Below are 12,992 nucleotides of genomic sequence, written 5' to 3'. Positions count from 1 at the left end.
TCCCATGTGCACTTGTCGTGCATACGTTTGCAAGAGCATAGACATCTGATGGAACATCAGGCAAGCTTTTTTTGCATGCGTTTGCAAATCTACGTTTCACTATACAGAAAACCTGTGCTCAATTCCTGGTAAAGCACTGAAAGAAAAGAATATGCCTTACGAAGCCGAGAAAAATATTGTTCTGGATCTTTATGAAGCTCTGAGCCGAGCTGAAGAATCAGCGGTCCCTGACGTGATCTCGAAATATTGCGCCGATGACTATCTGTGGCGCGGATTCCATCCCTTTGACGAACTGCATGGCCCCAGTGACGTAGGTGCCCAGTTCTGGCTTCCGCTGAAACAAAGCCTGACCCGAATGCAGCGCCGTATGGACGTATTCATGGCCGGAGAAAACGAGATGGACGGTTTCACCTCGGTCTGGGTTGTATCAATGGGCCATCTCATGGGGCTGTTCGACAAAGATTGGCTAGGTATCTCGCCAAACGGCAAAATGACATTTCTGCGCTATTGCGAATTCAACAAGGTCGAAAACGGAAAAATCACTGAAACGGCGATGTATTTCGACATACCTCATTTCATGATGCAGGCCGGATTGCAGCCGTTCCCGCCTCAGACAGCCGCGCAGCTCGTGCAGCCGGGGCCCATGACCCATGACGGCCTGATGGTCGGTCCGCAACCTGCGGCGGAAGGAGAGCGGACTCTGGCGGCCATCAACTCTATGATCTCCGATCTGGGCCAATGGAACAGCGGCCTCAGCCTTGAGGACGAACTACGGCGCACATGGTCCGAAGACATGATCTGGTGGGGGCCATCCGGGATCGGGGCGACCTACACGATCGAACGCTACGCCCAACAGCATGCAGGCCCTTTCCGTGCTGGTTTCACTGACCGGTCGAAAACCAAACACATATGCCGCCTGGCAGAGGGTCACTATGGCGGTTTTTTTGGCTGGCCGAACTTCACAGCCCGTCCAACTGGCGGGTTCATGGGAATGCCTGCAACTGACAAAGCCGGTGAATTTCGGGTGATAGATATCTATCGGCGAGACGGGGATAAGTTGGCCGAGAACTGGATATTCATCGACCTTTTGCATTTCTGGAAACAGCAGGGTGTGGACATCCTTGCCAGAATGTCCGAGCTACCGCGAACATAACCGGCAGGATTGACGCACATCAGACCTTGGCTCTGTGCACTACCCCTGGCTCATGGCGCGCAGGGTCAAAAGGTTCTTTGGCGACCCAGCGCCGATTCACCGGGAATACATGCTGAACGAGTTCCGGTCCGACGCCGCCCCAATCGGGGCGGCATTTTTTTGTTTGCAAACGGAGCAAGCGCTGGCTCATATCCCAAGCCTCACATGGGCCCGGCGCCTGAGCGGGATTGCGTATCTGAGCGAACGAGAATGGGCCAAGCGGCGGCGTTCAGGGCGTCCCATTGGCCGGGGTCAACCTCAATCCCCTGTTCCAAAGCTTGGTTATAGTTGGCTGCTAGCTGCGCCGCCGAAATTTCAAACCGCTGAAGTTCGGGTTGCTCCACCTGACGTGTCACCGCGTCCGCCAGCAATGCAGGCTGATTTGTGCAGATGATAGTGACGGTCGAGATTTCTTTTCTGTCATCTGCATTATCCAATCGCCAGTAAGGCGGGAAAGTCGCGCCGCTTTCAAAGCTCGCTCCGTGTGATCCAACCTGATCTTTCCGATAGGCTGAGATATAGACGCCCAACTGCGCGACCATCGACAGGCTTCGCAGGATTAGACCAGGATAGCGGCAGTTGGCCAGTTCGATGATCGCAAAGCCCGACTTGTTGGCCTTGGAGTGCATCAGATAGGCCGCCAATGAGCCGTGCTCGCAGACATCCGCGCCACCTGCATCAAGAACGGCGATGTCGTCATTTTCGAACACCAACCGCGGAGTCGCTCCACCCTTGGGGGCCCAGTGGTGGCAGGGTGATACGGTCGAACCCGCTCAGACCCGCCATTTGCAACCAAGTGACCAATTGGCCAGCTTCCTCATAGTCACCGATCTCGTGCACGGCTCCTTCGTAGGCGCGGGACAGCGCGGTGATCATTTCGTTACGGGATACTTTCATGCCTGTGCCTCCTCAATCTGCGGTTTCAGTGGCAGGAACCAGCTTTCATAGGTCTGGCCGATGTCATCAATCAGCGGTGCCCCCTGATACATTGTGTTACGTACCCATAGCTTCGAACGAGGGGCGAACTTGCTGACGCCAAAGAAGGCAAGCTTGCAGCGCAACAGATCCATGGGGCGCACGTTCCGGTCCGCAAGGTTGGCTCGGATTTCGGCGTATTTGTGCCTGCTCATGGTTTGGATGCGGCGCACGATGCTTTTCAGAGCTGGGCGGCGCAACAGGAAATGAATGACGTCACTGCCTGGATGCTCTTCAAGGTCTTCCAACAACACGTCATAGCAGGCGCGAACACGGCGCCCGATGGGCAGCGGCATTTGTTTCTCAATCCCCGGATCAGCACCGGCAAAACCCAGCTGCTGAGCCTCCCCAACTGAACTGGTCCCCCTTTATGTTTAGGAAACGGAGGACCTAGAATGGCAAACAAGAGACCGAAGCCGGAAGAGATTGTCTCGAAGTTACGGCAAGTTGAAGTTCTGATGGGTCAAGGCATGTCCCGTCTTGATGCGATCAGACAGATCGGAGTTGTTGAGCAAACCTATTACCGCTGGCGGAAGAAGTACGGCGGAATGGGTGTTGATCAATTGAAGGAACTGAAACGGCTTCAGAAAGAGAACGAGCGGCTGAGGCGCGCAGTTTCAGATCTGACGCTGGACAAACTGATCCTGACGGAAGCCACAAAGGATGAAGGGCGGTTAGCAAACCATCCCGTGGATGGTTTGTAGCCCTGAACGCGAAGCCCTACTGAGCCCCGCTCGCCGTCGTGCTTGTATTAATCATGTACGCAACCAGCTGAACGTTTCCGAGAGACGCGCCTGTCGCGTTCTGGGGCAACACCGGTCCACGCAACGGCGCGCCCCACAAGGTCGCGCAGACGAAGGCCGACTGGTGGCCGACATGATCGAGTTGACCCGACAGTACGGCCGATATGGCTATCGCAGGATCGCAGCGCTGCTGAGAGAGGCTGGATGGTCTGTCAGCGATGGGCGAATTGAACGGCTTTGGCGACGAGAGGGGCTGAAAGTGCCAATAAAGCAACCGAAGAAAGGACGGCTCTGGCTAAATGACGGCTCATGCGTTCGGCTACGGCCAGAGTATCGCAACCATGTTTGGTCGTATGACTTCGTTCATTGTCGAACCGACGACGGCAAAGCCTTCCGGACGCTGAACATCCTTGATGAGTACAGCCGGGAATGCTTGGCAATCAGGGTCGAGCGGAAACTGAACTCGACCGATGTAATCGACGTTCTGACAGACCTGCTCATACTTCGCGGCGCGCCCAGTTTCATACGTTCTGACAATGGGCCGGAATTTGTCGCCCAGGCGGTCCGAGACTGGATCGCCGCCGTTGGCGCCAAGACGGCTTACATCGAACCTGGGAGCCCGTGGGAGAACGGATATTGTGAAAGCTTCAATGGCCGGTTCAGGGATGAGCTGCTCAACGGTGAGATCTTCTACAGCTTGCGCGAAGCTCAAATCCTGATCGAACAATGGAGGAAACACTACAACACAAAACGTCCCCACAGTGCACTGGGCTGCCGCCCGTCAGCTCCCGAAACCATCATCTCAATGGATCACAGGCCAATGATGCACTAACAATCAAATTGAACCAGTCAGATGAGGCTGCTCAACAATCAATCATTCATAAGGGAGTAGCAGTTGTTTTAGCCCTCGAAAAGTTTGATGTTAGGTTTGAAACTCTGTCGCTTTGGGCTCACACTGGACGTCGAATGCGATGCAGCATCCGGTGATATGCTGCACCGGTCAACGTCGGGTCGTCGAAGTGGGAGGGAATGGCGGTTCGGAGGATCAGTCATGGAAACACCAAACTTACCCGCCATTCGCGCGCTTCGCCCGGCCTGAAACAAGGGCCGGATCGTAGGACAAAAGCGCCCTCTGAAACCAAAACACATCTGGGCGATCAGGGTTGGACTTGAGCTAGCCAAAATCCACCGGGACTTTGTCGTCTTCAATATGGCAATAGACAACAAGCTCCGAGGCTGCGATCTGGTCCGAATGCAGGTGGTCGATGTAATGGCCTCCGGACAGGTCAAGGAACGAGCCTCCGTTCTGCAGAGTAAGACGCAGAAGCCGGTGCGTTTCGAGATCTTCGAAGGCAGACGTTTGTCAGTCGCGAAGTGGATGGAAAACCCGCTGATGGTTGGTTCGGAATACCTTTGGCCTGGCCGGTTTCATGAACGACTTCATATATCAACGCGCTAATATACGCGGATCGTACGGGATTGGGTCACTTTGAAAGTGCCTTATTACGGGGCTTATAGTTTCCACGCTTCTTTGGTGCGGGTTCGTTGGCATCAACGATAGCAACCAGTTCAGCTATATTCCAGAGGCGATCAGTCAAACCCGCTTCCATTGGAGGTGTCACCTTTAACGTCTGATGCACCTTCACAGAGTTGTAGTACATGAAACGCAGCGCAACGGAGTGCATGCGGTTTTCAACCTTCTTGCTGAAACCACTTGTCAGGCGGGTAAAACGGCGCATGGGCATACGCATGGTCAGGTTTTGACACTCTACATTCGACGTGCTGATCAGAGATTTGTCGGTGCGACCTGACCTAGCTCGCCAAGGTGACTTTGCAGAGCGTTGATCAATTGCGTGCGCTGCCGAGCCAACAATTCCCGGGACCGAAGAACCATCGCTGACGCCTAGGTCTCTTCACGCTTCACAGCAACAATGCGCATCGTTGGTCGACTTGCAGCTTCACAGTTCTGCTTCTGCATCGTCCATATCGTTCTTCTGACGTTAGACGAATGGCTTCACGTGGCCGGATTGATCAGCCTGACTTTGTGACCCAAACGACCGATCTCGCGCGCCCAATAATGCGCACTGGTGCAGGCCTCCATTGCAAACACGCTACGCGGGAATTTGGCAAAGTACTCGAGGACCTGGCCCCTGCGCAGTTTCTTCTGAAGAACCGGGTGACCTGTTCTAGCCGCTCCGTGGACCTGGAACACATTCTTCGCCAAATCCAGGCCAATCATGCCAATCTCTTCCAGTGACGCCTCCATTCAGTTTGTTTGCAAACCCACAATGGCACACCGAGGCCAGCGGGGGCCTCTACACCTTCAGAACCGTTCAAGGGTCGTGTTGTGGCCAAGTCGTCGGTCCTGGGAGTGAGGTCAATGAATTTGCGCGACGACATGATCTACGGCCCAATCACCTGTCGACGTGGCAACGGTTGGCAATGGACGGCTATACGTCATCAGATGTTTTGAGACAGATGGCGGTTTGGCTTTGTTGTGTCATCGCTCATCTGGTTTCAAGCAGCACGGATGGTGGCATTCCAGACGTCAAATAGCTCAAATCGTTTAAGAACGATGCGCTCAAACTATGATCTGGATCAAAATGTACCAGCCTCAGAACGATTATGCAGTAAACTCAGAAAAGGAATCAGAGATAGCCAGGTCAAAGCGATATGAGTCAACTGACCAGCCGACGCGCGTTTTTGGGCGTCACCGCATTCCGGGAGGACAGTAATCTTGTTCGACCTCCGGGTTCGGTTGTGCCTGGTTTTGCAGATCAATGCAGTAAATGTGGCGACTGTGTCGAGGCTTGCCCCGAAAGTGTGATTGCCATTGGTCAGGATGGGTATCCGGTGTTTCAGCCCACCGAGGGTCCCTGCACTTTTTGTGGGAGTTGCGCTCAATCCTGTCCCACGGATGCCCTGGACATAGAACGCCTGCATGATTGGCCGTGGCGCGCGTCGGTCGAAGCTGCGTCCTGCCTGTCTGTCAATGGTGTCAGCTGCCGAGTGTGTCAGGATAATTGCGAACAGAACGCCATCAACTTCAGGCTGCAACTGGGTGGCCGCGCGGATCCATCAATAGACCTCGACGCCTGCACTGGCTGTGGGTCGTGTATGGCGTCTTGCCCGGTCGATGCCGTCACATTGAAACGCAAAACCATATCTCAAACGGAAGTCAGCCAATGAATATCTGCGGATGCCTTTTACATATCGCGCCAGCGCAGGCACTGGCGGCGTCCGAGGCAATGAAAAACACTGTCGGTGTCGAAATTCACGCCGAGGCCGAAGACGGTCGTTTTGTAATTGTTGTCGAAGACACGCCGACACGCCTTGCGTCCGAGATCATCATGGACCTGCACCAGATCCCCGGGGTGATTTCTCTGACGTTGACGTACCACCATTTCGAGGACACTGCGGACAGCCATCCGCATCCCGATGCCCCAAGCCAAACCACCAGCCGGAGGCCCACGCTATGACCATTTCAGAAACTCGTCGGACATTCCTCAAGGCCTCAGCGGCCGCAGCTACGGCCTCTGCCGCAGGTATTCCTCTGGCCACTGCTCAGGCCGCCGCGCAGGTGGGCACCCCTGACATTCGCTGGGACAAGGCCGCCTGCCGGTTCTGTGGCACCGGCTGTTCTGTGCTGGTCGGCACCAAGGACGGGCGTGTTGTCGCCACTCAGGGAGACCCTGACGCGCCGGTCAATCGCGGGCTGAACTGCATCAAGGGCTATTTCCTGTCAAAGATTATGTATGGCAAGGATCGCCTGACCACCCCATTGCTGCGCAAGACCAACGGCGAATATGACAAGAACGGTGAGTTTGAGCCGGTCAGTTGGGACGAAGCCTTTGACGTCATGGCCACCAAGTGGAAAGAGGCGCTGGCCAAAAAGGGCCCGACCAGTGTCGGCATGTTCGGGTCAGGCCAGTGGACGGTTTGGGAAGGCTATGCTGCTTCGAAATTGATGAAAGCCGGGTTCCGGTCCAACAATATCGACCCCAACGCGCGGCACTGTATGGCTTCCGCGGTCGTGGGCTTTATGCGTACCTTCGGAATTGACGAGCCGATGGGTTGCTATGACGATCTGGAACACGCGGATACTTTCGTGCTGTGGGGATCGAACATGGCCGAAATGCACCCGATCCTGTGGTCGCGCCTGACCGACACGCGCCTGACCAAGCCGGGATGCGAAGTGCATGTTCTATCGACATTCGAACATCGCTCATTCGAGCTTGCCGATAATGGCCTAGTGTTTAACCCGCAGACCGATCTGGCGATCCTGAATTACATCGCCAATTACATCATTCAGAACGGCGCGGTGAACGAAGAGTTTGTCAACAAGCACGTCAACATCACCAAAACCGCCACCGATATCGGTTATGGTCTGCGCGATACAAACGCGCTGCAGCAAGAGGCAGAGAACCCAAACTCGGGCAAGCTCGAGACGATCAGTTTTGAAGAATACGCCGAGGCGGTCGCACCTTATACGCTGGAATACACAGCCGAACTGTCTGGCGTGCCCGCCGATAAACTTGAGAAGCTGGCGCAACAATATGCAGACCCGAACCGCAAAGTGATGAGCTTGTGGACCATGGGTTTCAACCAGCACACCCGCGGATCGTGGGTGAATTCGCTGATGTATAATGTGCACCTTCTGGTTGGTAAGATCTCTGAACCCGGCAACTCGCCTTTCTCGCTGACCGGTCAGCCCTCGGCCTGTGGAACCGCGCGTGAGGTGGGCACGTTCGCCCACCGCCTGCCTGCAGACATGGTGGTGGCAAATGACGAACACCGTCAGATTTGCGAAACCGCCTGGAATATCCCGGCAGGTACTATTCCACCTAAGCCCGGGTTCCATGCGGTCTTGCAGCACCGGAAGCTGAAGGATGGTGAACTGAATGCCTATTGGGTGCAGTGCAACAACAACATGCAGGCGGCACCCAATATCAACGAGGAAGGTTACCCGGGTTATCGCAACCCGGAAAACTTCATCGCAGTCTCTGACCCTTATCCAACTGTCACAGCTGTCTCTGCAGATTTGATCCTGCCCACCGCCATGTGGGTCGAAAAAGAAGGAGCCTATGGCAACGCGGAACGCCGTACTCAGTTCTGGCGCCAGCAGGTGAAAGCGCCAGGAGAAGCAAAATCTGACCTGTGGCAGTTGATGGAGTTTTCGAAGCGCTTCACCGTTGAAGAGGTCTGGGATGAAGAACTGCTGGCTAAGATGCCCGAACACCGCGGCAAGACCATGTATGATGTGCTTTACGCCAACGGATCGGTGGACAAGTACCCCCTAGCCGAAACTGCGGAAGGCTTTGACAACGACGAATCCGAGCATTTTGGGTTCTACGTTCAGAAAGGCCTGTTTGAGGAATATGCCGAATTTGGCCGTGGTCACGCACATGACCTTGCACCGTTCGAAACCTACCATCAGGCGCGCGGGTTGCGCTGGCCGGTCGTGGACGGGCAAGAAACCCTTTACCGCTTCCGCGAAGGGTACGATCCGTATGTGCCCGAAGGCGCGGATGTTAAATTCTACGGTCACAAGGACGGCAAGGCAAAAATCATCTTTGCCCCCTACGAACCCGCCGCAGAAGAGCCAGACGAAGAATATGATCTGTGGCTGTCGACCGGTCGCGTCCTGGAACATTGGCATTCAGGCTCGATGACGCGCAGGGTGCCGGAACTGCACCGGGCGTTCCCGTCGGCAGTTGTCTATATGCATCCACAAGACGCCAAGGATCGCGGCCTGCGCCGCGGGCAGGAGATCGTGTTGTCGACCCGCCGTGGCGAGGTCACCAGTCGGGTTGAGACACGCGGGCGTAACAAGGTGCCGCGCGGTTTGGTCTTTATGCCGTGGTTTGATGAACACCAGCTGACCAATAAGCTGACGCTGGATGCAACCTGTCCGCTGTCGAAGGAAACCGACTACAAGAAATGCGCCTGTAAGGTCGAGCGCGCGTAATCGGCACGGATCGCAAAGGTAATCCCCATGCCCCTCGCCAAGACTCCTCTTTCGCCGAAACGTCGCCTTTTCCTTCAGGATACGGCGCGTGCGGCAGGCGGCTGTGTGGTCGGCGGGTCACTGCTGGCCTGGCTGGCCCGCGACGCCCGTGCATTGTCGGCCGAGGCTTTGCGCCCCCCCGGCGCGCTGCCAGAGCGGGAGTTCTTGTCGGCCTGCATTCGCTGCGGGCTGTGTGTGCGAGACTGCCCCTATGATACCTTGAAACTGGCCGAGCTTGGGTCGGATGCCGGGGCGACGGGCACGCCATATTTTATCGCTCGCGATGTGCCTTGTGAAATGTGCGACGATATTCCTTGTGTTGCCGCCTGCCCGACCGGTGCGCTAGATCCCAAGTTGGATAACATTGACGATGCCAAAATGGGCGTCGCGGTTTTGGTCGATCAGGAAAACTGCCTGAACTTCCTGGGTTTGAGGTGTGACGTTTGTTACCGTGTCTGCCCGGTGATTGACGAAGCGATTACGCTGGAAACGGCGCATAACGCCCGCTCGGGCCACCATGCAATGTTTATCCCAACCGTACATGCCGACCGCTGCACCGGCTGCGGCATGTGTGAAAAAAGCTGTGTACTGCCAGAAGCCGCAATCAAGGTATTGCCGGCACGTCTTGCGCGGGGCAGCAGCGCGGATCATTACCGCAAAGGTTGGGAAGAAAAAGATGCCAAGGGCGCGCCGGTTGTTGAAGGCATAATCGACCTGCCCGACCGCCTGCCCGGCCCGGGGGTCGACAACCTAATCGCACCGGGTGGTTTTGAACCCGGCTATGATCTTCCAGGGGTGGGACAATGACCACCCGCACACATATGCCCATAGGCCAAGAAGCCGTGGCGGTCAAAGGCTGGGTCGGCGCGCATAAATACCTGATACTGCGCCGTATCAGTCAGCTGTTCTTTCTGGTCCTGTTCCTGTTGGGACCCTGGTTCGGCATCTGGGTCGTAAAAGGTACCTTGGCAGGATCGCAGACCCTGGGTGTACTGCCGCTGACGGACCCATTCATCCTGTTGCAAAGCATCATCGCCGGGCATTGGCCGGCGATGACCGCTTTTATTGGCGGCTTGATCGTCGTGGTGGCCTATGCGCTGGTCGGAGGCCGCGTCTATTGCTCGTGGGTCTGTCCGATCAACCCAGTGACCGACGCCGCCAACTGGTTGCACAGGCGGTTGGATTTGCCGAAAGGTTGGCAACCTAAACGGCGCACGCGGTTGTGGATATTGGCCACCGCGCTGATCGTCTCGGGTCTCACCGGCGTGATCGCATGGGAGATTATCAACCCAATCACCATGCTGCATCGCGGACTGATCTTTGGGGCCGGTTTTGTCTGGGCCATGGTCGTTGCGATCTTTGTCTTTGATGTGCTTGTCGCCCGTCACGGCTGGTGCGGCCACATATGCCCGGTCGGTGCGTTTTATGGCCTGATCGGCACCAAAAGCCTGTTACGGGTCAGCGCGGTTAACCGCTCGGCCTGTGACGATTGCATGGATTGTTATGCCGTATGCCCCGAAAACCACATCATTTCGCCCGCGCTGAAGGGCAAGCCGGGTGCCACGCCGCTGATCCTGTCAACCGACTGCTCAAACTGCGGTCGCTGTATCGATGTCTGTGCAGTTGATGTCTTCAAATTTACTCACCGGTTCGACGACCAAGTCGCCGCACCTTCCGATCCAGTTCCCGCGCCTGAACCGCGCGTAGCCAGACCTATTTAAGGGAGTGCCGAGATGAACAAGCCAATCCTCACAGGTGTCGTCGCCCTGATCCCCGTTATATTCCTGAGCGGGTTCGTCCTTGCGCAATCTGCGACGGTGCAAACCCTGCGTGGCGCCGAGGTGGATGAACCCATTCCGTTGGACCGGATTCACAAGAACGTGGAAGGACGGATGCAGCGCAACTATCGCCAGCAACCACCGCTTGTCCCCCACTCGATCGAGCAATACCAGATTGACGTGCGCACCAATCAATGCCTGTCCTGCCATGACTGGACCAAAGCCGGGGAACGCAATGCGCCGACCCTGTCGATGACCCATTATCTGGATCGTGACGGCAATGAGTTGGATCACATCGCCGGGACCCGTTATTTCTGCAACCAGTGCCACGTGCCTCAGGCAGATGCGCCTGCGTTGGTCGACAACGTGTTTGAACCCTCGTCCGGCAACTAATCCAACGCATGTCTGAAAGGAGCACCAAGATGGCAGACTCCCCCGAAAACCGCGGTTGGATCCGCCGCCTCTGGAACGCGATCTGGACCCCGGCTGTTATGTTCAGCTCGGGCTTTCTGATCCTCGCCGGGTTTCTGGCCGGTATTCTGTTCTGGGGTGGGTTCCACTGGACATTGGAACTGACCAATACCGAGGAATTCTGTACCTCGTGCCACACGATGGAAACCAATCTGGGCGAATACCGCGAGACGATCCACTATAACAACCACTCCGGTGTCCGCGCGATCTGTTCTGACTGCCACGTGCCACATGAATGGAACCACAAGATCAAGGCCAAGATCATGGCTGTTAAAGATGTCTATCACGAGCTTGCCGGAACCATCAGCACGCCTGAGAAATACGAAGCGCATCGGCTAAGTATGGCTTCGGCGGTCTGGAAAAAGATGAAGGCCTCTGACAGCCGCGAGTGCCGCAACTGCCATAACTTTGACTATATGGATTTCACCATTCAAGAAGCACGCGCTGCATCGGAACATCAGCGGGCAATTGACAACAACATGACCTGCATCGACTGCCACCAAGGCATCGCACACAGCCTGCCGCAGGGTTATCAGGAAGAATACCAGAAAATCACCGATGCGCTGGCTAATAAATCCGCAGGTAACTTGCAACAACAGGTTGCAGACGGCAGCGCAGAAATCCGGTCATACCTGACCACACAGTCGGACTGAAAAGGGGTAAGTTATGCTGGAACTTCTGGGAACAATCGGCGGCAACATCATCGGCCTTCCAGGCATTCTGGGCGTTGCGCTTGGCATGATGACGCGCCGCCTCTGGCTGGGGGCCATGATGGGCGGTTTGATCGGCATTGTTGGGACGCTGCTGTTTGCCCATTGGGACTTTGCCAATGTTGCAACGACCGAACTTTTGATCGCCATTGTTGTGGGTCTGTGTGCCGGGACACTGGGTTCTGCGATCCGTATCAAAGGGGCAACGGTCTAACAGAAAGACCGAAGCGTGCTGGGCAATGGCGGCGTAATGATTGGTCCTTTACCCGATGCTCTGGGGTAGATAGCGGCTAGGTGCAGAAGGGCTCTGATGGAATGGACATCCCCTGATTTCTCATCTGATAGGTTTTCGAGATGGAAGCCGTCAGAACTATCGAGCAATCCGTGCCGAGGGACCATTGCTCGCGTTGGTGTAGATTTTCAGCTGCAGCCCACGCGCCACTGGAGCATTCGACCACGCCTTGCAATGGACAGGTATTACGACATCTAGCTGCAATAAAATAGATATCATATCAAACCCTTAAAGATAGTGTTTCAGCCAAATTGATTCAGGAAAGTAGGCCTCAATGAGTCCACCGCAGATTGATTCCATATCTTATTGCGCACAATGGCGCCCCTAAGCGCGTAATCTTAGGGTCAGGACCCATTGATTTCCGTTTTGCGGCGTGATTCACGGTTCAAAAACGAGCGGTGAACATGTCTGATCTCTTCTGGCTTACGGATGCGCAAATGGCGCCTCTGGAGCCTTTCTTCCCGAAGCCCCACGGCAAGCCGCGCGTCGATGACAGGCGTGTGTTGAGCGGGATTATCTTCATCAATCGCAATGGTTTGCGGTGGCGGGATGCCCCTGCCGCCTATGGACCGCACAAGACGCTGTACAATCGATGGAAACGGTGGAGCGACAAGGGCATCTTCGCGCGAATGATGGCCGGTCTGGCCGCCGAGCACGGCGAACAGAAGACTGTGATGATCGACGCGACCTATCTGAAGGCTCATCGGACAGCGACCAGCATGGGCGTCAAAAAGGGGGGCGTGGACGCCTGATTGGCCGAACCAAGGGCGGCATGAACACCAAACTGCACGCCATCTGCGACAGTCAGGGACGCCCGCTGAACC

Annotated in this window: 14 protein-coding genes and 4 pseudogenes; 13 read left to right on the top strand and 5 right to left on the bottom strand. The window is 55.8% G+C overall.

Annotated elements, in window-relative coordinates; translation table 11 throughout:
* The first annotated feature begins 151 nt into the window (after nucleotides 1–151).
* On the top strand, nucleotides 152–1,153 hold the full coding sequence (locus AC2FFF_RS09140; protein ID WP_142639932.1) for an ester cyclase: 1,002 nt from the start codon (nucleotides 152–154) through the stop codon (nucleotides 1,151–1,153).
* A gap of 200 nt (nucleotides 1,154–1,353) precedes the next feature.
* Here the strand turns inward: AC2FFF_RS09140 and AC2FFF_RS09135 are convergent, their stop codons facing one another.
* From AC2FFF_RS09135 to AC2FFF_RS09125, 3 genes are read right to left on the bottom strand one after another with little or no spacing between them, the layout of a single operon-like run.
* Complete coding sequence (locus AC2FFF_RS09135) at nucleotides 1,354–1,902, bottom strand: hypothetical protein (protein ID WP_142639934.1); 549 nt, start codon at nucleotides 1,900–1,902, stop codon at nucleotides 1,354–1,356.
* Complete coding sequence (locus AC2FFF_RS09130; protein WP_142639936.1) at nucleotides 1,889–2,089, bottom strand: DUF3726 domain-containing protein; 201 nt, start codon at nucleotides 2,087–2,089, stop codon at nucleotides 1,889–1,891. The genes AC2FFF_RS09135 and AC2FFF_RS09130 overlap by 14 nt, the downstream gene beginning before the upstream one ends.
* The gene (locus AC2FFF_RS09125) at nucleotides 2,086–2,463 is read right to left on the bottom strand and encodes a hypothetical protein (RefSeq protein ID WP_142639938.1); all 378 of its coding nucleotides are present in this window, start codon (nucleotides 2,461–2,463) and stop codon (nucleotides 2,086–2,088) included. The genes AC2FFF_RS09130 and AC2FFF_RS09125 overlap by 4 nt, the downstream gene beginning before the upstream one ends.
* Nucleotides 2,464–2,562: 99 nt before the next feature.
* On the opposite strand from AC2FFF_RS09125, the pseudogene AC2FFF_RS09120 reads away from it, so the two are divergent.
* Nucleotides 2,563–3,742, top strand: a pseudogene (locus AC2FFF_RS09120) (IS3 family transposase).
* Between the two features lie 378 nt (nucleotides 3,743–4,120).
* Nucleotides 4,121–4,369 carry a site-specific integrase gene (locus AC2FFF_RS09115; RefSeq protein ID WP_246097372.1) on the top strand — a complete coding sequence of 83 codons (249 nt, stop codon included), beginning with the start codon at nucleotides 4,121–4,123 and terminating at the stop codon, nucleotides 4,367–4,369.
* Between the two features lie 25 nt (nucleotides 4,370–4,394).
* On the opposite strand, the pseudogene AC2FFF_RS09110 reads toward AC2FFF_RS09115, so the two are convergent.
* A pseudogene (locus AC2FFF_RS09110) lies at nucleotides 4,395–4,730 on the bottom strand (IS1 family transposase); the annotation flags it as partial.
* Nucleotides 4,712–5,176: pseudogene (locus tag AC2FFF_RS09105) on the bottom strand (IS110 family transposase); the annotation flags it as partial. The pseudogenes AC2FFF_RS09105 and AC2FFF_RS09110, both read right to left, overlap by 19 nt.
* Between AC2FFF_RS09105 and AC2FFF_RS09100 the strand changes: the two are divergent.
* The 10 genes and pseudogenes from AC2FFF_RS09100 to AC2FFF_RS09055 form a co-directional block, all read left to right on the top strand.
* Nucleotides 5,164–5,466, top strand: a complete 303-nt coding sequence (locus AC2FFF_RS09100) for a transposase (protein WP_425595617.1) — start codon at nucleotides 5,164–5,166, stop codon at nucleotides 5,464–5,466. The pseudogene AC2FFF_RS09105 and the gene AC2FFF_RS09100 overlap by 13 nt on opposite strands.
* Nucleotides 5,467–5,583: 117 nt before the next feature.
* Entirely contained in the window at nucleotides 5,584–6,099 is a 516-nt protein-coding gene (gene napF, locus AC2FFF_RS09095; RefSeq protein ID WP_281973978.1) for a ferredoxin-type protein NapF, read from the top strand.
* Complete coding sequence (locus tag AC2FFF_RS09090) at nucleotides 6,096–6,389, top strand: chaperone NapD (RefSeq protein ID WP_281973977.1); 294 nt, start codon at nucleotides 6,096–6,098, stop codon at nucleotides 6,387–6,389. The genes napF and AC2FFF_RS09090 overlap by 4 nt, the downstream gene beginning before the upstream one ends.
* A complete protein-coding gene (gene napA / locus AC2FFF_RS09085; RefSeq protein WP_281973976.1) occupies nucleotides 6,386–8,878 on the top strand; it encodes a nitrate reductase catalytic subunit NapA in 2,493 nt (830 codons plus the stop codon). Before AC2FFF_RS09090 ends, napA begins: the two co-directional genes overlap by 4 nt.
* Nucleotides 8,879–8,905: 27 nt before the next feature.
* A complete protein-coding gene (gene napG / locus AC2FFF_RS09080; protein ID WP_281973975.1) occupies nucleotides 8,906–9,724 on the top strand; it encodes a ferredoxin-type protein NapG in 819 nt (272 codons plus the stop codon).
* Nucleotides 9,721–10,638 carry a quinol dehydrogenase ferredoxin subunit NapH gene (gene napH, locus AC2FFF_RS09075; protein WP_281973974.1) on the top strand — a complete coding sequence of 306 codons (918 nt, stop codon included), beginning with the start codon at nucleotides 9,721–9,723 and terminating at the stop codon, nucleotides 10,636–10,638. Before napG ends, napH begins: the two co-directional genes overlap by 4 nt.
* A gap of 12 nt (nucleotides 10,639–10,650) precedes the next feature.
* Nucleotides 10,651–11,088, top strand: a complete 438-nt coding sequence (locus AC2FFF_RS09070; protein ID WP_185956760.1) for a nitrate reductase cytochrome c-type subunit — start codon at nucleotides 10,651–10,653, stop codon at nucleotides 11,086–11,088.
* 29 nt (nucleotides 11,089–11,117) lie between these two features.
* Nucleotides 11,118–11,819, top strand: coding sequence for a NapC/NirT family cytochrome c (locus AC2FFF_RS09065; protein WP_185956761.1), 702 nt, complete (start codon nucleotides 11,118–11,120; stop codon nucleotides 11,817–11,819).
* Between the two features lie 13 nt (nucleotides 11,820–11,832).
* On the top strand, nucleotides 11,833–12,090 hold the full coding sequence (locus AC2FFF_RS09060; RefSeq protein WP_142640413.1) for a hypothetical protein: 258 nt from the start codon (nucleotides 11,833–11,835) through the stop codon (nucleotides 12,088–12,090).
* A gap of 482 nt (nucleotides 12,091–12,572) precedes the next feature.
* Nucleotides 12,573–12,992: pseudogene (locus AC2FFF_RS09055) on the top strand (IS5 family transposase); the annotation flags it as partial.

The sequence above is a fragment of the Ruegeria sp. YTSA226 genome (assembly GCF_059609905.1).
The sequence above is the reverse complement of the archived record's forward strand: the minus strand, read 5'-3'. Positions and strand labels throughout refer to the sequence as shown.